The sequence below is a fragment of the Nocardioides nitrophenolicus genome (genome assembly GCF_016907515.1).
In the GTDB taxonomy this organism is placed as follows: domain Bacteria; phylum Actinomycetota; class Actinomycetes; order Propionibacteriales; family Nocardioidaceae; genus Nocardioides; species Nocardioides nitrophenolicus.
This window is the reverse complement of sequence record NZ_JAFBBY010000001.1, coordinates 3620499-3641742: the sequence shown is the minus strand read 5'-3', so window position 1 is coordinate 3641742 and position 21244 is coordinate 3620499. Positions and strand designations below refer to the sequence as shown.

Here is a 21244-nt window from a genome sequence, read left to right as displayed (position 1 = left end):
CCACTGGGTCCGGGGCGGGTCCCCGGGCGTTCGGCCCTTGTTCCTAGCTGGTGCTGCAGGTCCCCCAGAGACTGCTCAGCGAACGCCGAGCAGGTGCTCCATGGCGAGCTGGTCGAGCGCCTCCATCGCGACGCTCCGCTCGGCCAGCGCGACGAGGTCGTAGTCGGCCGCGCGCAGGTCGGACAGCGACTCCCCCGACCCGAGCGTGGGCTGCGCGAGCTCGCCCACGCCGGCGGCGTCCATCGCGGCGGCGACCTCCGGGTCCGCGCGGAAGGCCTGGACCTTCTCCCGCAGGATCAGGTAGTTGCGCATGCAGGTCCGCGCCGACTCCCACACGCCGTCCTCGGCCTCGGCCCGCGGCGGCTTGTAGTCGAAGTGGACGTAGCCGTCATAGCTGTTGCTGGTGCCGCTGCCCAGCAGCGTGTCGACGGTCCAGAAGGCCCCGCGCAGGTTGCCGGCGCCGAAGCGCAGGTCCTGGTCGAAGCGCGGGCCGTGCTGGCCGTTGAGGTCGACGTGGAAGAGCTTGTCGTGCCACAGCGCCTGCGCGATGCCCTGGGCGAAGTTGAGCCCGGCCATCTCCTCGTGGCCGACCTCCGGGTTGAGCCCGACCATCTCGGGGTGCTCCAGCTCGGAGATCAGCGCCAGCGCGTGCCCGATGGTCGGGAGGAGGATGTCGCCGCGGGGCTCGTTGGGCTTCGGCTCCAGCGCGAAGCGCATCGGGTAGCCGTTGTCGAGGGCGTACTGGCACAGGATGTCGAGCGCCTCGACCATGCGGTCCAGGGCCGCGCGCACGTCCTTGCTCGCGCCGTGCTCGGCGCCCTCGCGGCCGCCCCACAGCACGAAGGTCTCCGCGCCGAGGCTCGCCGCCAGGTCGACATTGCGGAGCACCTTCGCCAGGGCGTAGCGGCGGACCTCGCGGTTGTTGGCCGTCAGGCCGCCCTCCTTGAAGACAGGGGGGCTGAACAGGTTGGTGGTCACCATCTCCACGCGCAGGCCGGTGTCGGCGAGCGCCTTGCCGAAGCGCTCGAGGGTCTTGTCCCGGGTCGCGTCGTCGGGCACCAGGTCGTCGTCGTGGAAGGTGACCGCGGCCGCGCCGAGCTCGGCGAGCTTGTACGTCGACTCGACCGGGTCGAGCGGCTTGCGGCTCGCGGGACCGAAGACGTCGACTCCTTCCCAGCCGACGGTCCAGAGCCCGAACGAGAACTTGTCGTCGGGTCGGGGGAGGTAGTCAGTCACGGGGAATCTCCTGCCAGGTTCGGGTGTCGGCGCTGGTCTCGACCGCGGCCAGCACGCGCTGGACCCGCAGACCGTCGTCGAAGGTGGGATGGGGTGGGACGCCGTCCGCGATGCCGCGGACGAGGTCGACCACCTGGTGGGTGAAGGCGTGCTCGTAGCCGAGACCGTGCCCGGCCGGCCACCAGGCGGCGACGTAGGGATGACCGGGCTCGGTCACGAGGATCCGGCGGAAGCCCGCGGTGTCGTCGGACTCGGTCGCGTCGTGGAGCTCGAGGACGTTCATGTCCTCGAAGTCGAAGGCGAGCGAGCCGCGCGAGCCGTTGAGCTCGATCCGGATCGCGTTCTTGCGCCCGGTGGCGAAGCGGGTGGCCTCGAACGAGCCGACGGCTCCCGAGCCGAACCGGGCCAGGAACAGGGCCGCGTCGTCGACGGTGACCGGACCACGCTCCGTGCTCGCCGTACCGGACAGCCCGGCGTGCTCCGTGGCGAGCGGGCGCTCCTTGACGAAGGTCTCCATCAGTGCCGACACCTCGGTGATGGTGTCGCCGGTGAGGTACTGGGCGAGGTCGATGATGTGGGCGCCGATGTCGCCCAGCGCACCGGACCCGGCGCGCTCCTTCTGCAGGCGCCAGGACAGCGGCGCCTCGGGGTCGGCGATCCAGTCCTGCAGGTACTGGGCACGGACGTGGCGCACCTCGCCGATCCGCCCGTCGGCCACCAGCCGGCGCGCCAGCGCGATGGCCGGCACGCGGCGGTAGGTGAAGCCCACCATGGCCTGGACGCCACGTTCGGCGGCCGCCCGGGCCGCCGCCGCCATCTCCTCGGCCTCGGCGACCGAGTTGGCGAGCGGCTTCTCGCACAGCACGTGCTTGCCGGCGGCGAGCGCCGCGACGGCGATCTCCGCGTGGCTGTCACCCGGGGTGCAGATGTCGACGAGGTCGACGTCCGGGCGCTCGACCACGCGGCGCCAGTCGCTCTCGACCTGCGCCCAGCCGAGGCGGTCGGCCGCCTCCTGGGCCCGGCCCGGGTCGCGCCCGCACAGGACGTGCATCGACGGGGTGAGGGGCAGGTCGAAGAAGCGCGGCGCGGTGCGCCAGGCCTGGCTGTGGGCGGCCCCCATGAAGCTGTGGCCGATCATCGCGACCGCGAGCGTGCGGTCGCCGTCGATCGTCTGGGTCATGTGTCATCGGGCTTTCTGTTCGGCGCGAGGGCGCACTCCGCTCGCCCTCCTCCGGCCCGGTGGGCCGGAGGAGGGAGGTGGTGACGCTGCCCGCGGGGGAGCCGGAGGATCAGGACTCGAAGGCGGTACCGAGGTACAGGTCCACGTTGTCCTTGGTCACGACGGGCGCGAAGAGCTGGATGGTGCGCGGGACGCCGACCTCGACCAGGTCACCCATCGCCTTCTGCTGGACCAGGAGCCGCGCCAGCTTCACGCCGTCGGCGCCCTGGGTCGAGGGGTAGATGACGGTGGCCTTGAGGACGCCGTCGCCGGCCTCGATCGAGCGCATCGCGTTGGCGGAGCCGGCGCCGCCGACCATGAAGAACTCGTCGCGGCCGGCGTTGTCGATCGCCGCCAGTACGCCGATGCCCTGGTCGTCGTCGTGGTTCCAGATCGCGTCGATCTTGGGCGCGGCCTGCAGCAGGTTCGCCGCCGCCTCCTCGCCACCCTCGACCGTGAAGTCCGCCGCGACCCGGTTGTCGACGTCGAGGCCGCACTCGTCCAGGGCGTCCTTGAAGCCCTTGCTGCGGTCCTGGGTCAGCGGCAGCGAGTCGATGCCGGCGATCTCGGCCACGACGGCGTCGGGCTTGTCGCCCAGCTGCTCGCAGATGTACTGGCCCGCCGAGACGCCCATGCCGTAGTTGTCGCCGAGCACGGTGACCCGCGCCGCGTTCGGGTCGTCGAACTCGCGGTCGACGTTGATGACCGGGATCCCGGCCTCCATCGCCTTGAGCGCGATCGGGGTCATCGCGGCGCCGTCGAAGGGCAGCAGCACGATGGCGTCCACCTTGTCGTTGATGAACGTCTCGACCTGGCTGATCTGCAGGTTGACGTCGTTGGTGCCTTCGGCCACCCGCAGCTCGACGTCGTCGTACTGCTCGGCGACCTTGCGGGTGGACTCGGTGATCGAGGCCATCCAGCCGTGGTCGGCGGCCGGGGCGGAGAAGCCGATCACGACCTTCTCCCCGGACTCGTCGTTCGAGCCGGACTTGGCGTCGGACGTGCCGCCGCCGAGCTCCTTGTCGCCCGCGTCGGCGTCATTGCTGGTGCACGCGGAGAGCGCGAAGACGGTCAGCCCGACGGCGAGGCCGGACCCGATGCGCTTCGTGATGGGCCGCAGGGTCATGGAGGGTGCTCCTTGTACTCGGATGGTGAGGGGTGCGCCATCCCGGCATGGCGCGGCCTGCCCAGGTGGCTGGGTGGGCGCGAGCGGACGCGGGGGACGCCCGCTCGGGGAGAGTGGTGGAAGGGGGTGAGGGTGGGGGATGGGGGCTGGGTGCTGCTCGGTGGTGCTAGGTGTTGCTGTTCCGAGACGCCAGCCGCTGCTGGAGGAGCACGGCGGCGACGATCATGGCTCCCTTGAGCAGGGACTGCTCGGAGATGGAGCGGTTGTTGAGCGTGAACACATTCGTGAGGGTGGTGAAGATCAGCACGCCGAAGACCGTGCCGACGATGGTGCCGCGCCCACCGGACAGGAGGGTGCCGCCGATCACGACGGCCGCGATGGCGTCGAGCTCGTAGAGCGTGCCGTGGGTCGAGCTGCCCGTCGTGGTGCGGGCGACGATCATCAGCGCGGCCACGCCGCAGCACACGCCGAGCAGGACGTAGAGGTAGACGGTGTGCCGCTTGACGTTGATGCCGGCCAGCCGCGCGGCCTCGGGGTTGCCGCCGACGGCGAGCGTGCGTCGGCCGAAGGTGGTGCGGTTGAGCACGACCCAGCCGGCGATCGCCACCAGCACGAAGATGATGACCAGGAGCGGGATGCCCACGACCTCGGTCGCGAAGAAGCGGGTGAAGCCCGGGACGTTGACGATCTGGGTGCGCCGCTCGCTGATGATCTCGGCGAGCCCGCGCGCGCTGGCGAGCATGGCGAGCGTGGCGATGAACGGCACCACCCCGCCGTACGCGATCAGGAGTCCGTTGACCAGTCCGCAGGCGCCGCCGACCAGCAGCGCGGTGCCGACCATCACGATCCAGTGGGTGTCGTTCGCGAGGTTCTGGGTCGCGAGGGTCGTGCACCACACCGAGGAGAGGGCGAGGATCGCGCCGACCGACAGGTCGATGCCGCCTCCGGTGATCACGAAGGTCATGCCGATGCTGACGACGCCGACGACCGAGGCCAGGCGCAGGATGGTCAGCAGGTTGTCGCTGGTGACGAAGCGGTCTCCGGCGGTGGCGACGCCTACGCCGCACAGCAGCGCGAGGGCGACCAGCAGGCCGAGATTCCTGCCCAGCCCGGCCGAGCGCAGGCTGCCGGCGATCCTGCTGCCCACGGGGGTGGTCTCGTCGGCGTGCCCGCCCCCCGCGTTCGGGGCATCGGGGGCCGCGGTCCGCGGACCCGCCACCTCGATCTGCCTCTCCGTCATGCGACTCTTCCTTCCATGACCAGGTCCAGGACCTGGGACTCATCGATCTGGTCCGCCGCCGCCTCGTGGACGACGGCTCCTTCCCTGACGACGAGGACCCGGTCCGCGAGCCCGAGCACCTCCTCGACCTCGCTCGAGACCACGACCACCGCGACTCCGGAGTCGGCCAACGAGCGGATCAGCTGGTAGATCTCGGCACGGGCCCCGACGTCGACGCCCCGGGTCGGCTCGTCGAGCAGCAGCACGCGGCAGCCGCGCAGCAGCCACCGGGCGAGCACGACCTTCTGCTGGTTGCCGCCCGAGAGCATCCGCACCGGCCGGGTCACCCCCGGCGGCCGTACGTCGAGGGAGCGGGTGAGCTCGGCGGCCCGGCGGCGCTCCTCGGCGCCGTTGAGGAAGCCGGCCCGGGCGAACGCGCCCATCGACGAGACGGTGATGTTGTCGGCCACCGGGTGGTCGAGGAGCAGCGCCTGGCTCTTGCGCTCCTCCGGGCACAGCCCGACTCCGGCGCGCACCGCGGCGGTGACCGAGCCCCGGCGCAGCGCCCTGCCGTCGACGCTGACCCGGCCGGCGCTGGCCTTGCGGGCGCCGTAGATCGACTCCAGGATCTCGGAGCGACCGGAGCCGACCAGGCCGGTGAGGCCGACGATCTCGCCGGCGTGCACGGTCAGGTCCACGTCGCGGAAGTGGCCGTGGAGGCTGAGCCCGGACACCTCCAGGACCACGTCGGCCCGCTCCGGACCGTGCTCCGGTCGGGGCGGGAAGACGTACTCGATCGCCCGGCCGGTCATCAGCTGGATCAGCTGCTGGGTCGGCGTCTCGTCGACGGGCAGGCCCGTGGCGACGGTGCTCCCGTCCTTGAGGACGGTGATCCGGTCGCCGATCTCACGGATCTCCTCCAACCGGTGGGAGATGTAGACGACGGCGACTCCGGACTCGGTGAGGCCGCGGATGACGCGGAACAGGTTGGCGACCTCCTCGGCGTCGAGCACCGCGGAGGGCTCGTCGAGGATCAGCAGCCGGGTGTCGTGGGAGAGCGCGCGCGCCATGCTGACGATCTGCTGGCCCGCCGGCGAGAGGCTGCCGACCGTGCGGGTGGGCGAGATCTCGGGGTGCCCGAGCCGGGCGAGCAGGCCGCGGGCGATCCGGTTGGCCCGGCGGCGCTGGGTGAACCCGGCGCGCGACTTCTCGTGGCCGAGCAGGATGTTCTCCGCCACGCTGAGGTCGGGCACCAGGTCGAGCTCCTGGTAGATCGTGGAGATGCCCGCGCGGATCGCCGCGATCGGGTGGGTGAGCCGGACCTCCTGGCCGTCCCAGTGGATGGTGCCCGCGTCGGGCTGGTACGAGGCGGCGAGCACCTTGATCAGGGTCGACTTGCCGGCGCCGTTCTGGCCCAGCAGGCAGTGCACCTCGCCGGCCCGGACGTCGAGGTCGACGCCGCCGAGGGCGCGGACGCCGGGGAACTCCTTGACGATGCCGCGCATCTCGAGCAGCGGCCGGTCCGTGGCGCCGGGCGCGGGCGTCGGGTCGGTCATGACAGGGCTCCTGAGGTTCGAGGGACCTCGCCGCGCACCGGGGCGAGGGTGGGGTCGTCGAGGACGGCGTGGGTGGCTCGCAGCGCGCCACCGCGGACGGCGGCGGAGAACCCGAGCGTGGACAGCTCGACCCGGCAGCCGCCCGAGTCGGGGGCGAAGACCTGCCGGCCGAGGTCCTCGCTGAGCCGGGCGCCGAACCAGCGGCCGAGCACGGCGAAGTAGCCGCCGAGCACCAGCACCTCGGGGTTGAAGATGTTGACCAGGCTGCCGCACCCGGCGGCGAGCCAGCCGCACACCTCGTCGATAGCGGACAGGGTGCGGTCGTCCCCGGCCTCGGCCCGGGCGCGCAGGTCCTCGAGGCGCTGCACCACGTCGACGGACGGGTCCCGCACCGGGTCGTCGCTGTCGGCGGCCAGGCCGAGCAGGGCGTTGAGCCCGACCACGGTCTCCCAGCAGCCGACCCGTCCGCACCGGCACGGCTGTCCGGCGCGGTCCACCTGCAGGTGGCCGATCTCGCCGGCGAAGCCACGCAGTCCGCGCAGCAGCCGCCCGCCGCTCACGATCCCGCCACCGACACCGGCGGCACCGGTGAGCAGGAGCAGCTCCTGGGCACCGTCGGGCCCACGGACGTCGAGCTCGGCGAGCGCCGCCAGGTTGGCCTCGTTGTCGAGGAGGATCGGGAACTCGGGATGGCCGAGCAGCTCCCGCATCGGCTCGGTGACCGGCGTCTCCTGCCAGCCGAGGTTGGGGGCGTCGTACACGATGCCGGTGGCGGGCTCGACGATGCCGGGGACGGCGAGGGTGAGCCCGACCGGGCTGGCCCCGCCCTCGACGAGCGGGTCGAGCAGCGCCTTGGTGACCGCGCCCATCCGCTGCAGCAGCTCGCCGGGCGCCATGTTGGCCGTGTCGAGCGGCACCCGGCTCTCGGCGACCGCCTCGCCGCGCAGGCTCATGGCGAGCACCGAGACGTAGTCGATGTTGACCTCGACCCCGAGCGCGACGTAGGTGGTGGCGTCGAGCTGGACCGCCCGACCGGGGCGTCCGACGGCGCCGCGCTCGGTGTCGCCCTCGGTCACCAGGCCCCGGTCCACGAGCTCGGCCACCAGGCTGGAGACGGTGGCCTTGTTCAGGCCGGTCTCGGCGGCGACCCGGGCCCGCGACCGCGCGCCGTGGAGGCGCAGGTGGTTCATCACGACGGCCAGGTTGTGCCGCCGGACGGCGACCTGATCGGCCGTGAGGGCGCCTCTCAGGCTGCTGGTCGTTCGCTCCACCGGGACTCCTCGTCGCTCTCGGGCGACCTGTGGTTGTGACTCGCGTCACTGGCTAGTACGTTGGGCCAACAAACTAAGTCCCCCTTCGAAGTGATGTCAACCACACATTTCAAGAAGGTTTCCTTCAGCGGAGAGCCCACGTGACCCTCGTCCTCGGCATCGACTCGTCCACCCAATCCACCAAGGCCCTCCTGGTCGACGCGACCGACGGCACCGTCGTCGAGCGCCGCCAGGTCCCCCATCCGCCGGGCACCGAGGTCGATCCGCGCGCCTGGCTGGCGGCGGTCGACGACGCCACGGCGGACCTGCTCCCCCGCGCCGCCGCGGTCGCCGTCGGCGGTCAGCAGCACGGGATGGTGGCCCTCGACGCGGACGGCGCGCCGGTGCGCGACGCGCTGCTGTGGAATGACGTCCGCTCGGCCGGCAGCGCCGCCGACCTGGTCGCGGAGTGGGGCGGGCCGCAGGCTTGCGCCGACCTGGTCGGCAGCACCCTGGTCAGCTCGTTCACCGCCGCCAAGCTGCGCTGGACCCGGGACCACGAGCCCGCCGCGGCCCGCCGGGTCAGCTCGGTGCTGCTCCCCCACGACTACGTCTCGCGCCACCTCTCCGCACCCGGTACGCCGGCGTTCACCGACCGCGGCGACGCCTCCGGCACCGGCTACTTCTCCCCGCGCGAGGACCGCTGGCTCCCCGAGCTCGCGGCCTCCGCGCTCGGCCACGAGCCGGCCCTCCCCCGCCTGGTCCCGCCAGGGCTCCCGGGCGCCGAGACCACGGCCGGCGCGGTGGTGGGCGCGGGCACCGGCGACAACATGGCCGCGGCGCTGGGCATGCAGCTCACCCCCGGCGACGTGCTGCTCTCGGTCGGCACGTCCGGGGTCGCCTCGATGGTGAGCGCCTCGCCGACCGCCGACGGCAGTGGCGCGGTGACCGGCTTCTGCGACGCCACCGGACGCTTCCTGCCGATGACGGCCACCCTCAACGCCGCCCAGATCCTCGACCTCCAGTGCCGCTGGCTCGGCGTCGACCACGACACCCTGTCGGCGCTCGCCCTGGAGTCGCCCAGCGGCGCCCAGGGCGTCAGCCTGCTGCCCTACTACGGCGGCGAGCGGACCCCCAACCGGCCCGAGGCGGTCGGCACCTGGACCGGCCTGCGCACCCACACGACCCGGGCCGACCTCGCCCGCGCCGCGTTCGAGAGCCTCGCCTGCTCCCTGACCGAGGCGGTCGGGCAGATCACCGGCCGCCTGGAGGGCGAGCCCGCCCGAGTGCTGCTCGTCGGTGGCGCGGCCCGCAGCGAGGCGCTGCGGGTGATCCTGGCCGGCGTCCTCGGCCGGCCCGTGCTGGTCGCCGAGCCGGCCGAGTACGTCGCGATCGGCGCCGCCCGCCAGGCCGCCTGGACCCTCGCCGGCGCCACCGAGCCGCCCCCGTGGCCGGCCCCGCGGGCGAGCGAGGTGGTCGCCCCGGCGACGCCCGAGGTGCTCGAGCGGTACGCCCTGCTCCGGGAGCGGACCCGGGACTGGGAGCCCGGCGCGCACGGCCGTGCGGACTGACCCGGACGCCGCGCCGGCCCGCTCGGCGGGGCGGAGCAGCACGCCCACGCTGCTGCGCTCGGTGCGCACCGGCCGCGGGCTCCGTGCGGCGGACCTGGCCGCCGAGATCGGCGTCCACCCGATGTCGATCCTGCGCTGGGAGCGCCGCGAGCGGCTCCCCGGCCCGGCCCACATCCACGCGCTGGCGCGGGTGCTGGACCTCGACCCGACCCGGGTCGCGGACTTCTTCGACGACGCCCGCGCCGCTCCCCCACCGCCGGCGGCCCCCGGCTACCGCGGCTGCGCGCTGCGGCCGCTGCGCTGGTCGGCCGGCGTCTCGGCCGCCGCCGTGGCCCGCCGGGCCGGCGTACCCGTCGCGACGGTCTACAACTGGGAAGGCGGCCGCGCGCGGATCCCGGCGCACCGGATCCCGCCCATCGCCGAGCTGCTCGGCGTCCCCCACGACGACCTGGTCTCGGCGTTGGCGACCCCGACCCCGATCGCCTCCCGGCCCGCCGCGCCCGCCGGTCCGCTGCGCCGGCTGCGGCACGGCAGCCGGCTCAGCCAGTCGCGGGCCGCCCGGCTGGCGGGCGTCGACCGGCGCTCGCTCGGCAGCTGGGAGCGCGGGGAGGCCCGCCCCTCGCTCGCCGCGGTACGCCGGCTGGCCCGGGCCTATGGCGTACCCGTCGCCACGGTCGCGCGGGCCGCCGGGATCGAGCCACCGCCTCTGCTCGACCACCGCCGGTGGCGCCCGGGAGATCTGCCCCGGGTGCTGCGCACGCTGCGCGCCTGGGCCGGGCTCACCCAGGCGGAGGTGGCGCGGCGGTGCGGCTGCAGCAGCGCCGCGGTGCGCACCTGGGAGTCCGGCCGGACCACCCCGAGCGCCCGGCTCACGCAGCGCCTGGAGCAGACCTTCGGCCTGCGCGCCGGCGCGCTCGACGAGATCCGCTGACGCTCCGCCACCCACCTCGGGGTCGGGGCCAGTGGTCCGCGCGCATCTGACGAATGGGCTGTGAATTCGCCGAATTCACAGCCCATTCGTCAGATGCGACGCCCAGACGGAACCCTCAGGCGTCGGCGCCCACGTGCGTGATCAGGTCGGCGAGGCGGTTGGAGTAGCCCCACTCGTTGTCGTACCACCCCGCGACCTTGACCTGGTTGCCGATCACCTTGGTCAACGGCGCGTCGAACACGCACGACGCCGGGTTCGTCACGATGTCCGACGACACGATCGGATCGGTCGAGTACACCAGGAACCGGCCATCGGCAGCCGCCTTCACGATCGCGTTGACCTCCTCCACACTCGTCTCCCGCGACGCCTCGAACGACAGGTCGGTCAACGACCCCGTCGGCGTCGGCACCCGCAACGCATAGCCGTCCAGACGACCCTTCAGCTCCGGCAACACCAACCCGATCGCCTTCGCCGCCCCCGTCGAGGTCGGGATGATGTTCAGCGCCGCCGCCCGCGCCCGCCGCAGGTCCTTGTGAATGTTGTCCTGCAGGTTCTGGTCCGCGGTGTAGGCATGCACCGTGGTCATCAGCCCCTTCACGATGCCCAGCCCGTCGTTGAGCGCCTTGGCCATCGGCCCCAGACAGTTCGTCGTGCACGAGGCATTCGAGATCACCGTGTGCGCCGCCGGGTCGTAGACCTCGTGGTTGACCCCCATCACGATCGTCACGTCCTCGTTCGACGCCGGCGCAGAGATGATCACCTTCTTCGCCCCACCGCCATCGACGTGCGCACGGGCCTTGGTCGCATCGGTGAAGAAGCCGGTCGACTCCACCACCACGTCCACCCCCAGGTCGCCCCACCGCAGCGCCGCGGGATCGCGCTCCGCGGACACCTTGATCTCCGTCCCGCCGACCACGATCGCGCCCTCGGTCGCGCCCACCTCGGCGTCGAGCGGACCCAGGATCGAGTCGTACTTCAGCAGGTGCGCCAGGGTGGCGGTGTCGGTGAGGTCGTTGACCCCCACGATCTCGATGTCGGCGCCGCTCGCGCGCACCGCCCGGAAGAAGTTGCGACCGATCCGGCCGAACCCGTTGATGCCTACGCGAACAGTCACGGCTCTCCTTGGGGTTACTTATGCTTTCCAGATGCAAAAGTAGGGGATGTCTACGGCATTAGCAATGACCGCAACCGGCCAGGCGGCCGGCCGGGAACCGCCTCACCCGACGGCGCGGGCCGCGTCACGTGCCGCCGCCGGGCTCGGCGCGGCGAGCGCCGCCCGCGCCATCTCCTGGCACTGCGCCAGGGTGACCGTGCCGAGGCGAGCTCCGACGGCACGCACCGCCGCGACCGCCATCGACAGCGAGGTGACGCCGAGGCCGACCAGGACGCAGGCCAGCAGCGGGTCGGCCGCCGCCTCCCCGCAGACCCCGACCGGCTTGCCGACCCGCTGCCCGGCCGCCGCCGTGAGCGCGACCAGGTGCAGCACGGCCGGCTGCCAGGGGTCGGTGAGATGGGCCAGGTCGGTGCACATCCGGTCGGCGGCCATCGTGTACTGGGTGAGGTCGTTCGTCCCGATCGAGAGGAAGTCCACCTCGGCGAGCATCCGGTCAGCGAGGAGGGCCGCGCTCGGCACCTCCACCATCACGCCGGCCCGCAGTCCGCGCGAGCGGACGGCGGCGGCGAAGTCGCGCGCCTCGTCGACCGTCGCGACCATCGGGGCCATGACCCAGGTCGGCGTACCCGCCCGCCGGGCCGCGTCGGCGATCGCGTCGAGCTGGCGCTCGAGCAGGCCGTGGTCGGTGAACGACAGCCGCAGGCCGCGCACCCCGAGCGCGGGGTTCTCCTCGTCGGGATGGGCCGCGAAGGCGATCGGCTTGTCGGAGCCGGCGTCGAGCGTGCGGACCACCACATGCCGCTCGCCCCACGGATCGCCGGCGGCGAAGGGCGCGAGCACGTCGGCGTAGATCGCCGCCTGCTCCGCGACGCTCGGCTCGCTGGTGCGGTCGAGGAAGCCGAGCTCAGTGCGGAACAGGCCCACGCCCTGCACCGGGCCCGCGGCGGCCGCCGCGGCCGAGGCCGGGTCGGCGACATTGGCGAGCAGGGACACCGGGTGGCCGTCCGACGTACGGCCCGGCCCCTCCCACGCCGCGAGGTCGGCGCGCGCCGCGACATCCCGGGCGACCCGGCTCTCGGCCGCCACGGGGTCCGGGTCGAGCTCGATCACCCCGGTGCCGCCGTCGACCAGCAGCCGGCGCCCGGCGGCCGCCGCCACGATGCCGGCGGCCCCCACGACACAGGGGATCGCGAGCTGGCGGGCGATGATCGCGGTGTGGCTGGTCGGCCCGCCACGCTCGGTGACCAGGGCGATCACCGTGCGCGGGTCGAGCCCCGCGGTGTCGGCCGGCGCCAGGTCGGAGGCGACCAGCACGGTCGGCGTCGCCGGCAGGCTCACCCCCGGCTCGGGTACGCCGACCAGGCGGGCGACGATCCGGCCGCGGATGTCGCGCAGGTCGGTCACCCGCTCGGCCATCAGGCCGCCCATCCCGGTGAACACGGTGACGAACTGCTCGACCGCATGGTCGACCGCGGTCAGCAGCGGCTGCCCGGCCCGCAGGTTCTTGCGCACGGCCGCTCGCAGGCCCCGGTCGGTCGCGAGCCCGGCGCTGGCGGTCAGCACGCCCGCGGTCGCCCCGTCGGCGGCCGCCGCCTTCGCCCGGAAGCCGTCCGCGACGGCGGCGACCGCCGCGTCGTACGCCGCGAGCGCGGCCTCGTCGTCGGCGTGGGCGCCGTCGCCGTAGCGCTCGATCGCTTCGTCCGGCACGCCCGTGGCGACGACGAGAGCCGGCGCCCAGGCCAGTCCGGGGACGACGGGAGTGCCGCTCAAGGTGGTGACCATGGTCACACGCTAGACCGGTCACCTCTTGACATGCAACACAAACGGGCATAGAACAACACAAACACAGATTTGTGAGGACGGTCACACCGCATGTACGCCGAAGAGCGCCACCAGGCCATCGCTCGCCGAGTGGCGACCGAGGGCCGGCTGTCCGTGGCCCAGATCGCCGAGCAGTTCGCCATCACGACCGAGACCGCGCGTCGCGACCTCACCGCACTCGAGGCGCTCGGCCTGGTCCGGCGGGTCCACGGCGGCGCCGTCCCCGGGGCCGCGCTGACCACGCTCGAGCTGGCCCTGAGCGAGCGCGACTCCGCGAACATCGAGGCCAAGACGGCGATCGCCCGGGCCGCGGCGGCCCAGCTGCCACCCGAGGGCGCCTCGGTCCTGCTCGACGCGGGCTCGACCACGGCTCGCCTCGCCGACGCCCTGCCCAGCCACCTGCGGCTGGTCGTCTACACCCACGCCGTCTCTATCGCCGCCCGGCTGGCGGCCAACCCGGCCGTCGAGCTGCACCTGCTCCCCGGCCGGGTCCGCCCCGAGACCCAGGCCGCCGTCGGCGCGGCCACGGTCGCGGCGGTCGGCGCGCTGCGCGTCGACGTCGCCTACGTCGGCGCGAACGGGATCTCCCCGCGCCACGGCCTGTCCACCCCCGACAGCGAGGAGGCGGCCACCAAGCGCGCCTTCGTCGGCGCGGCCGAGCGCGTGGTGGCCCTGGTCGACTCCTCGAAGCTGGGCGTCGAGGCCACCGTCCGGTTCGCCGAGCTGAGCGAGGTCACCACCGTCGTGACCGACGCCGGCATCGGCGCCGACGCACGGCGTGAGCTCGAGGGCGCGGGCGTCGAGGTGGTGGTCGCGTGATCGTCACCGTCACCCTCAACCCCAGCGTCGACCGCACCATCGCCCTGCCCGGACCGCTGGCGCGCGGCGGCGTGCTCCGCGTCGCCGACGCGGTCGACGAGCCGGGCGGCAAGGGGATCAACATCTCGCGGGCGTGCGCGGCAGCGGGCCTGGCCACCCGGGCGGTGCTCCCCACGGCCGACGCATCCTTCCTGGGCGACCTGGCGGACCTCGGGATCGCCTGCGCCGCCGTCCCGGCACCCGGCCGGATGCGGGTCAACCTCACCCTCACCGAGCCCGACGGCACCACCACCAAGCTCAACGCCGCGGGCGCGCCACTGCCCGCCGACCTGCTCGCCGCGCTGGCGGAGCGGGTCCTCGACGAGAGCGGCGACTGGTTCGTGCTCGCCGGCTCGCTCCCGCCCGGCGTACCCGACGGCTGGTACGCCGAGCTCACCGCGCGGCTGCGCGGGCGCGGCCGCCGGGTGGCGGTCGACACCAGTGACGCGGCGCTCTCGGCCGTCGTCGCCGGCCTCGCCGCCGGCACCGCGCCGTCCCTGCTCAAGCCCAACGCCGACGAGCTGGCCGCCGTGGTGGGCGCGGCCCCCGGCTCTCTGGAGGGCGACCCCACGCTGGCCGCGGCCGCGGCCCGGACCCTGGTGGAGCGCGGCGCCGGGGCGGTGCTGGCCACCCTCGGCGCGGCCGGAGCCGTCCTCGTCGACGGCGAGGGGGCCTGGCACGCCACACCACCGCCCGTCCGGGTGGTCAGCACGGTCGGCGCCGGCGACAGCAGCCTGTTCGGCTATCTCGCCGCCGACCTGCGCGGCGCGAGCGGTCCCGAGCGCCTCGCCTCCGCCGTCGCCTACGGCAGCGCGGCCGCCGCGCTGCCCGGCTCCACCGTCCCCTCCCCCGCCGACGCCCGGGTCCACGAGATCCGGGTCCTCCCGCTCGACGTCCCGTCGAGCACCACCGCATCCGAAGGAGTGCCGTCATGGCAGAACTGATGACCAGCAGGCTGGTCGCCCTCGACGCCGACCTCGGGCGCGACAAGGACGACGTGATCGCCGCCCTCGCCTCGCTCGTCGTCGAGGCCGGACGAGCCGACGACGTCGAGCGGCTGCGCGCCGACCTGCGCGCGCGGGAGGCGAAGTCGGCGACCGGCATGAAGGACGGCATCGCCATCCCCCACTGCCGCTCCGCGGCGGTCAGCGAGCCGACCCTCGCCTTCGCCCGGCTCGCGCCGACGGTGGACTTCGGCGCCAAGGACGGTCCCGCGGACCTGGTCTTCCTGATCGCCGCGCCCGAAGGCGGCGGCAACGCCCACCTGCAGATCCTCGCCAAGCTCGCGCGCTCGCTGGTCAAGCCCGCCTTCACCGACGCGCTGCGCGCCGCGAGCGGGCCCGAGGAGGTGGTCGCGATCGTGCGCGAGGTGGTCGCCCCCGCTCCGGCCGCCGACCAGCCGGTCCCGGCCGCGCCGCCCGCCCCGGCCGGCCGCCTCGTCGCGGTCACCTCCTGCCCGACCGGGATCGCGCACACCTACATGGCCGCCGAGGCGCTCGAGGCCGCGGCGGCGCGCGCCGGGGTGGAGATCGCCGTCGAGACGCAGGGCTCGGCCGGGGCCAAGCCGCTGCCGCAGGCCACGATCGACGCCGCCGACGCGGTGATCTTCGCCGCGGACGTGGGCGTGCGCGACCGGGGCCGGTTCGCGGGCAAGCCACTGGTCGCCACCGGGGTCAAGCGCCCGATCGACGACGGCGACGCGGTCATCGCCGAGGCGCTGCGGGCCGCCTCCGACCCGGCCGCCGCCCGGGTCGAGCGATCCTCCGGATCCGCCGACGCGGGTACGACGACGGGGACCGGCCGGGGCGGCGAGATCCGCCGGGTGCTGATGACCGGCGTCTCCTACATGATCCCGTTCGTGGCGGCGGGCGGGCTGCTGATCGCGCTCGCCTTCCTGCTCGGCGGCTACGAGATCGCGCTCGGATCGACGTACGACGGCGAGTCGGTCAACACCGCGCAGCACATCGTGCTCAACAGCTCGCTGTTCCACCTGCCCGATCCGGCGGCCTACGACCTCGGGTCCGCGGAGCTGGTGCGCAGCCCGTTGCTGACCTACCTCGGCGCGCTGCTCATGGTGCTCGGCGGCGCCGCCTTCGGCTTCCTGGTGCCCGCGCTCGCGGGCTACATCGCCTACGCCATCGCGGACCGGCCCGGAATCGCGCCCGGCTTCGTGATGGGCGCCATCTCGGTGGTGGTCGGCGCCGGCTTCCTCGGCGGCATCGTCGGCGGCGTCCTCGCCGGCCTGGTCGCCCGGTGGGTGGCCGGTCGTCCCGTCCCGGTCTGGGCCCGCGGCCTGATGCCCGTCCTGGTCATCCCGCTCGTGGCGACCCTGGCGTCCGGCTTCGTGATGCTGGCGATCCTGGCCCAGCCGCTGAGCTCGCTGATGGACGCGATGAACGACGGCCTGGCCGACATGAGCGGCGGCTCCGCGATCATCCTCGGCGCGCTGCTCGGCATGATGATGGCCTTCGACATGGGCGGCCCCCTCAACAAGGTGGCCTACAGCTTCGCCACGGCCGGCCTGTCCGCGGCCGGCGCCGCCACCGACGCTCCGCAGCTGAAGATCATGGCCGCGGTGATGCTCGGCGGCATGGTCCCGCCGCTGGCCCTCGCGCTGGCCACCGTGGTCCGGCCCCGGCTGTTCACGACGCCCGAGCGTGAGAACGGCAAGGCCGCATGGGCGCTGGGAGCGTCGTTCATCACCGAGGGCGCCATCCCCTTCGCCGCCGCCGACCCGTTGCGCGTCATTCCCGCCATCGTGCTGGGCAGTGGCGTCACCGGCGGTCTCGCCGAGGCCTTCGACGTCAGCCTGCGCGCACCCCACGGCGGGATCTTCGTGCTCTTCGCCGTCGACGGCGTGGTCGGCTTCGTGATCGCCCTGGCCGCCGGCGTCCTCGTCGCCGCGGCCGCCGTCATCGCTTTGAAGTCCCTCGGCCGCACCGCGGCCGAGACGCCCGTCCCGGCACCCGCCGCCCTGTGAGAGGAAGCCCCATGCCCACCATCACCGTCACCGTCGGCTCCGCCATCGGCCTGCACGCCCGCCCGGCCCAGATCATCGCCGAGGCCGCCGCCGAGCTCGACTCCGAGGTGCTCATCGGCGTCCCAGGCGACGAGGCCGTGGACGCCAGCTCGGCCCTGCTGATCATGACCCTCGGCGCCGGCAACGGCGACACCGTCGAGGTGTCCGGCGAGGCGGAGGCCGACGTGGCCGCGATCGCCGCGCTCGTCGAGCAGGACCTGGACGCCGAGTAGGGCGCTGCTATCCCGCGCTCGCCCGCTCCCCGACCTGCTCGGCGTGATGGTGCACGATCAGCCACTCCTGCCCGTGCCTCTGCAGCACGTCGGTCACGCGGAAGGACGACTCTCCGTCGGCGGCCTCGGCGTGGAGCACGTACCTGATGACGGCGGTCTCCTGCCAGCGGTCGACCACCGGGTCACGCACCTCGACCACGGGAGGCGGACCCGCAGGCGCCACCGGGGCCGCGGGCTCCCCCGGCGCGGACGTACGACGGTCGCGCAAGGCGTCGAGCTCGGCGAGCCCGATCAGCCCGCCGGGCTGGTCGGACTCCCAGATCGTGACGTCGGGGTGCAGGTGGGCGTCGAAGCCCGCGCGGTCGCCGAGTCGTGCGTACATCGCCCGGGTGGCCCGGACGATCTCGCCGTCGGTCTCCCTGATCGCCGTGGTCACGCGTGGTTCTCCTTCGCCAACGTCTCGCGCAGCGGACCGAGCCCCATCGGGCCGAGTCCCAGCGCCGTCATGTGGAACTGCTTGAGGTCGAAGGCCGCTCCCGACGCCGCGGCCCGGGCGTCGCGGGCGGCGGTCCAGAGCCGGGCGCCGGCCTTGAACGCCAGCGCCTGGCCGGGCCAGCCGAGATAGCGCACGACCTCCCAGTGCGCGGTCGCCGGGTCGATCCCGGCCACGCGGGCGAGGAACTCGGTGGCGACCGCGGGGTCCCAGCGCTCGGCGGCGAGCAGCGGGTTGCCGGAGGGGACCGGGTAGCCGAGGTGCAGCCCGATGTCGATCACGATCCGGGCCGCGCGCCACAGCTGGGCCTGGTAGATGCCGAGGATCTCGGCGTCCTCGTGCACCAGGCCCCAGTCCATCGCGAGCTGCTCGGCGTAGTGCGCCCAGCCCTCGGCGTAGCCGTGCACCTGGCACAGGTAGCGCTGCCACGGGTGCAGCTCGCGCTGGCCCATGGTGACCGCGAACTGCAGGTGGTGGCCGGGCAGGCCCTCGTGGTGCACGGTGCTCACCTCGCGCCAGGTGGCGACGCGCTCGGTGCCCGGGGGCACCGACCACCAGACCCGACCGGGCCGGGTCAGCCCCGGGTCCGGGGGCGAGTAGTACATGACGCCGGAGCCGGCGGTGACCATCCGGGCCTCGACCCGGCGGGTGGCGGCGGGGATGTCGAAGAACTCGCCGTCCAGCCGCTCGCCGAGCTCGTCGAGACGGCCCTGCAGCCAGGCCACGAGCTCCGGGCCCGGGCGCACCGAGGCGCCGGGACGCGCGTCCAGGGCCAGCCGGGCGGCGGCCGGCTCGCGCTCGCCCGTGAGGCGGTGCCCGAGGGCCGTCGCGGCGGCGTGCAGCCGTGCGAGCTCGGACCAGCCGTAGTCGTAGAGCTCCGCGGGGTCGATCTCGGCGCCGAGGAAGGCGCCCGCGGTCACCTGGTACAGCTCGGCGCCGACCGCGTCGGTCGGGGTCGCGAGCGGGGCCAGCTCGGTGCGCAGCAGGCGCACCAGCCCGTCGGCCGCGGCCGATACCCGGTCCGCCCGCTCCCCCAGCTCGCGGTGCAGCGCCGGGTCGCCGACGTGCCGGGCGGCCAGCGCCCGGTAGAAGTCGGTGCCCGCCGGGTCGATCCAGGAGGCCACCTGGTCGGCGACCGTGCTCACCTGGCGTACGGCGGCCCGCCCGCCGGTCCGGGCGGAGCGGAGCAGGGTCCGGCCGTAGTCGGCGTACCCCTGCGCGGCGGCCGCCAGGTGGGTGGAGATGCGCACCCAGTCCTGCTCGGAGTGGTCGGGCAGGTCGTCGAAGACCTCACGCAGCCGGTGCACCGGCGTCGCCAGGGGTGCCAGCAGGGTGGTGGTGAACCCGGCGTCGTAGAGCGCGATCTCGGAGTCGAGGCGTTCGGCGAGCGCCCGGCCCAGGGCGTCGTCCGGCTCGGGGCCGAGGGCGGTCCGGCCGGCGCGGTCGGCCGCGTCTCGGGCCGCGAAGCCGTCCCAGGTCAGGTCGGGGAGGAGCAGGTCGACGTCGTCGCCCCGCGCCTGCGCCGCGGCGGGATCGACCTCGGCGCGTGCGTCCAAATAGGCGTCGGCGGCGGCCCAGGAGCTGGACCCGCTCATCCGGCGGCGCCCGCCGTCAACGCCCGCAGCGCCGGCAGCACCTCGGTGCCGAGCAGCCGGATGCCGCCCAGCCCGGTCAGTCCGTGCGGGGTGCCGAACTCGACCCGGGTCGCCCCGGCCGCGACCAGCGCGGCGGCGTGCTCGGCGACCTCACCCGGCGTCCCGCAGAGGCTGAACAGGTCGAGGACGTCGTCGGGGATCAGCCGGCCGGCCGCGTCGTGGTCGCCCTCGGCCAGATGGCCGCGCAGCCGGTCCAGCAGCTCGGGGTCGACGGTCACGGTGCGGTCGAAGCCCGCGACCACGTCGAGGTACATCGCGACCTCCGCACGTCCCAGCCGGCGGGCGAGCTCGCGGTCGTGGTCGACCACGGTCACGGCGCCGGCCACGACGCCGACGGCGTCGGCGGGACGCCCGGCGGCGGTGGCCGCCGGCGCCAGCCAGGACGCCATCAGGCCCACCATCGCCGGGTTGGCGCAGCCGCCGAGCTTGACCTCGTCGGCGTACCGGCCCGCGATGGTGGCGCCGCGCGGACCCCAGACACCGAGCAGCAACGGCGGCGGACGCTCGGGCAGCCGGTAGCGCAGCCGGAAGCCGGGCTCGATCCGGAAGTGCTCGCCCGCGAAGCCGGAGTCGTCGCCGGCGAGCAGCAGCCGCACCACCTCGATCGCCTCGGCCATCGCCGCCATCGAGGACGGCGCCGCCAGGCCGATCTGGCCCAGCCAGGCGCCACGGGTCAGCCCCCAGTACGCACGGCCGGCCGACGCCTCGTCGAGCACCGCGACCTGTCCGGCGATCTCCACCGGGTGCAGCAGGGTGCTGTTCAGGCAGGCGGTGCCGAGGGTGAGCCGGTCGGTGACCCGCGCCGCGGCGAGCAGCGACGGCAGCGGCGGCTGGAAGCCGAGGTCGGCGAAGACGCTCACGCCGTCGAAGCCGAGCCCTTCCGCGACCCGGGCGATCTCCTCGTACTCCTCCGGCGACTTGTCGGTCTGGATGCCCAGGCTGAACCGGGCCCCCGGCGAACCGGTCGTCATGTCGGTGCTCCCATCGATGCGATCTCCTCGGCCCGCCAGCAGGCCACGACGCTGTCCACGGCCGGCCGGAGCACCGGCTCCGTGCGGCACTGGTCGGTGCTGTGGACGCAGCGCGGGCTGAACCGGCAGCCGGCGGGGATGTTCGCGCCGTCGGGCACCTCGCCCATCAGCGCGAAGGGCAGGCTCGGCTCGGCCGAGATCTGCGGGATGGCGCGGACCAGCGCCTGCGTGTAGGGGTGGCGCGGCTGCGCCATCAGCTGCCGGGTCGGCCCGGTCTCCACGATCCGGCCGAGGTACATGACCGCCGTACGGTCGGCGATCTCGTGGACCAGGGCCAGGTCGTGGGAGATGAACAGCAGGCCGACGTCCAGGTCCCGCACCAGCGACAGCAGCAGCGAGACCACCTGGGCCTGCGCCGAGGCGTCGAGCGCGGTCACCGGCTCGTCGGCGATGATCAGCCGCGGCTCCGCCGCCAGCGCCCGGGCGATCGCCAGGCGCTGGCGTTGGCCGCCCGAGAACTGGTGGGGGAAGCGCCGGGCCGCGTCCGGCGACATGCCGACCCGGGACAGCAGGTCGGCCACGCGCTCCGCACGCTGCGCTCCGGTCACCGCCGACGGGATCCCGTCGAGGATCTGCGAGCCGACGGTACGCCGCGGGTTCAGCGAGCCGTACGGATCCTGGAAGACCATCTGCAGGCGGGTCTGGCTCTCCGCGCGCCGCCGCCAGCGCACCGGCTGCACCGGCTCGCCGTCGAAGCGCACCGTGCCGCCGCTCGGCACGGCCAGGCCGGCCGCGGCGCGGGCCAGTGACGACTTGCCGCACCCGGACTCGCCGACCAGGCCGAGCACCTCGCCGGCGGCGACCTGCAGGTCCACGCCCTCCACCGCGCGCACGGTGCCCCGCGACGGCGAGCGGAACTCGACCGACAGGTCGGCCACGTCGAGCAGGCTCACGGCGCCTCCTTCCTCACGT

18 protein-coding genes are annotated in these 21244 nt (G+C 74.1%); 6 read left to right on the top strand and 12 right to left on the bottom strand.

The genetic code is table 11. The features are described from left to right. Positions 1 to 75 precede the first annotated feature (75 nt). The 6 genes from xylA to JOD66_RS17730 form a co-directional block, all read right to left on the bottom strand. Positions 76 to 1236 carry a xylose isomerase gene (xylA, locus tag JOD66_RS17755; protein WP_204838161.1) on the bottom strand — a complete coding sequence of 387 codons (1161 nt, stop codon included), beginning with the start codon at positions 1234 to 1236 and terminating at the stop codon, positions 76 to 78. Beyond that, the gene (locus JOD66_RS17750) at positions 1229 to 2416 is read right to left on the bottom strand and encodes a Gfo/Idh/MocA family protein (protein WP_204838160.1); all 1188 of its coding nucleotides are present in this window, start codon (positions 2414 to 2416) and stop codon (positions 1229 to 1231) included. Before JOD66_RS17750 ends, xylA begins: the two co-directional genes overlap by 8 nt. A 109-nt stretch (positions 2417 to 2525) precedes the next feature. Then, positions 2526 to 3581, bottom strand: a complete 1056-nt coding sequence (locus JOD66_RS17745; protein ID WP_204838159.1) for a substrate-binding domain-containing protein — start codon at positions 3579 to 3581, stop codon at positions 2526 to 2528. Positions 3582 to 3747: 166 nt separating this feature from the next. Then, a complete protein-coding gene (locus JOD66_RS17740; RefSeq protein ID WP_204838158.1) occupies positions 3748 to 4821 on the bottom strand; it encodes an ABC transporter permease in 1074 nt (357 codons plus the stop codon). Next, positions 4818 to 6356: a sugar ABC transporter ATP-binding protein gene (locus JOD66_RS17735; protein ID WP_204838157.1), complete on the bottom strand. Its 1539-nt coding sequence runs from the start codon at positions 6354 to 6356 to the stop codon at positions 4818 to 4820. The genes JOD66_RS17740 and JOD66_RS17735 overlap by 4 nt, the downstream gene beginning before the upstream one ends. After that, positions 6353 to 7627, bottom strand: a complete 1275-nt coding sequence (locus tag JOD66_RS17730) for an ROK family transcriptional regulator (protein ID WP_307823594.1) — start codon at positions 7625 to 7627, stop codon at positions 6353 to 6355. The genes JOD66_RS17735 and JOD66_RS17730 overlap by 4 nt, the downstream gene beginning before the upstream one ends. A gap of 140 nt (positions 7628 to 7767) precedes the next feature. Between JOD66_RS17730 and JOD66_RS29560 the strand changes: the two genes are divergently transcribed. After that, entirely contained in the window at positions 7768 to 9177 is a 1410-nt protein-coding gene (locus tag JOD66_RS29560) for an FGGY family carbohydrate kinase (RefSeq protein ID WP_204838156.1), read from the top strand. After that, positions 9167 to 10108 carry a helix-turn-helix domain-containing protein gene (locus JOD66_RS17720; protein WP_204838155.1) on the top strand — a complete coding sequence of 314 codons (942 nt, stop codon included), beginning with the start codon at positions 9167 to 9169 and terminating at the stop codon, positions 10106 to 10108. The genes JOD66_RS29560 and JOD66_RS17720 overlap by 11 nt, the downstream gene beginning before the upstream one ends. A gap of 115 nt (positions 10109 to 10223) precedes the next feature. Here the strand turns inward: JOD66_RS17720 and gap are convergent, their stop codons facing one another. After that, a complete protein-coding gene (gene gap, locus JOD66_RS17715) occupies positions 10224 to 11222 on the bottom strand; it encodes a type I glyceraldehyde-3-phosphate dehydrogenase (protein ID WP_204838154.1) in 999 nt (332 codons plus the stop codon). A gap of 102 nt (positions 11223 to 11324) precedes the next feature. Further along, positions 11325 to 13004: a putative PEP-binding protein gene (locus JOD66_RS17710; protein WP_204838153.1), complete on the bottom strand. Its 1680-nt coding sequence runs from the start codon at positions 13002 to 13004 to the stop codon at positions 11325 to 11327. Between the two features lie 90 nt (positions 13005 to 13094). Between JOD66_RS17710 and JOD66_RS17705 the strand changes: the two genes are divergently transcribed. From JOD66_RS17705 to JOD66_RS17690, 4 genes are read left to right on the top strand one after another with little or no spacing between them, the layout of a single operon-like run. After that, the gene (locus tag JOD66_RS17705; RefSeq protein WP_204838152.1) at positions 13095 to 13862 is read left to right on the top strand and encodes a DeoR/GlpR family DNA-binding transcription regulator; all 768 of its coding nucleotides are present in this window, start codon (positions 13095 to 13097) and stop codon (positions 13860 to 13862) included. Further along, complete coding sequence (locus JOD66_RS17700) at positions 13859 to 14845, top strand: 1-phosphofructokinase family hexose kinase (protein WP_204838151.1); 987 nt, start codon at positions 13859 to 13861, stop codon at positions 14843 to 14845. Before JOD66_RS17705 ends, JOD66_RS17700 begins: the two co-directional genes overlap by 4 nt. After that, positions 14833 to 16881 carry a PTS fructose transporter subunit IIABC gene (locus JOD66_RS17695; protein WP_204838150.1) on the top strand — a complete coding sequence of 683 codons (2049 nt, stop codon included), beginning with the start codon at positions 14833 to 14835 and terminating at the stop codon, positions 16879 to 16881. Before JOD66_RS17700 ends, JOD66_RS17695 begins: the two co-directional genes overlap by 13 nt. Positions 16882 to 16892: 11 nt before the next feature. Further along, positions 16893 to 17153 carry an HPr family phosphocarrier protein gene (locus JOD66_RS17690; RefSeq protein WP_204838149.1) on the top strand — a complete coding sequence of 87 codons (261 nt, stop codon included), beginning with the start codon at positions 16893 to 16895 and terminating at the stop codon, positions 17151 to 17153. Positions 17154 to 17160: 7 nt separating this feature from the next. On the opposite strand, the gene JOD66_RS17685 is transcribed toward JOD66_RS17690, so the two are convergent. From JOD66_RS17685 to JOD66_RS17670, 4 genes are read right to left on the bottom strand one after another with little or no spacing between them, the layout of a single operon-like run. Continuing rightward, a complete protein-coding gene (locus JOD66_RS17685) occupies positions 17161 to 17589 on the bottom strand; it encodes a nuclear transport factor 2 family protein (protein WP_204838148.1) in 429 nt (142 codons plus the stop codon). Then, entirely contained in the window at positions 17586 to 19241 is a 1656-nt protein-coding gene (locus JOD66_RS17680; RefSeq protein WP_204838147.1) for a DUF885 domain-containing protein, read from the bottom strand. Before JOD66_RS17680 ends, JOD66_RS17685 begins: the two co-directional genes overlap by 4 nt. After that, positions 19238 to 20272 carry an LLM class flavin-dependent oxidoreductase gene (locus JOD66_RS17675; RefSeq protein ID WP_204838146.1) on the bottom strand — a complete coding sequence of 345 codons (1035 nt, stop codon included), beginning with the start codon at positions 20270 to 20272 and terminating at the stop codon, positions 19238 to 19240. The genes JOD66_RS17680 and JOD66_RS17675 overlap by 4 nt, the downstream gene beginning before the upstream one ends. Further along, a complete protein-coding gene (locus JOD66_RS17670) occupies positions 20269 to 21225 on the bottom strand; it encodes an ABC transporter ATP-binding protein (RefSeq protein ID WP_307823592.1) in 957 nt (318 codons plus the stop codon). Before JOD66_RS17670 ends, JOD66_RS17675 begins: the two co-directional genes overlap by 4 nt. Positions 21226 to 21244: the final 19 nt, after the last annotated feature.

What these genes read in the sequence shown, in the direction of transcription:
- JOD66_RS17710 (WP_204838153.1), bottom strand. Translation starts at nt 13,004, where the DNA reads ATGGTCACCACCTTGAGCGGCACTCCCGTCGTCCCCGGACTGGCCTGG.
- JOD66_RS17690 (WP_204838149.1), top strand. Translation starts at nt 16,893, where the DNA reads ATGCCCACCATCACCGTCACCGTCGGCTCCGCCATCGGCCTGCACGCC.
- JOD66_RS17750 (WP_204838160.1), bottom strand. Translation starts at nt 2,416, where the DNA reads ATGACCCAGACGATCGACGGCGACCGCACGCTCGCGGTCGCGATGATC.
- JOD66_RS17675 (WP_204838146.1), bottom strand. Translation starts at nt 20,272, where the DNA reads ATGACGACCGGTTCGCCGGGGGCCCGGTTCAGCCTGGGCATCCAGACC.
- JOD66_RS17705 (WP_204838152.1), top strand. Translation starts at nt 13,095, where the DNA reads ATGTACGCCGAAGAGCGCCACCAGGCCATCGCTCGCCGAGTGGCGACC.
- JOD66_RS17695 (WP_204838150.1), top strand. Translation starts at nt 14,833, where the DNA reads ATGGCAGAACTGATGACCAGCAGGCTGGTCGCCCTCGACGCCGACCTC.
- JOD66_RS17680 (WP_204838147.1), bottom strand. Translation starts at nt 19,241, where the DNA reads ATGAGCGGGTCCAGCTCCTGGGCCGCCGCCGACGCCTATTTGGACGCA.
- JOD66_RS17740 (WP_204838158.1), bottom strand. Translation starts at nt 4,821, where the DNA reads ATGACGGAGAGGCAGATCGAGGTGGCGGGTCCGCGGACCGCGGCCCCC.
- JOD66_RS17735 (WP_204838157.1), bottom strand. Translation starts at nt 6,356, where the DNA reads ATGACCGACCCGACGCCCGCGCCCGGCGCCACGGACCGGCCGCTGCTC.
- JOD66_RS17745 (WP_204838159.1), bottom strand. Translation starts at nt 3,581, where the DNA reads ATGACCCTGCGGCCCATCACGAAGCGCATCGGGTCCGGCCTCGCCGTC.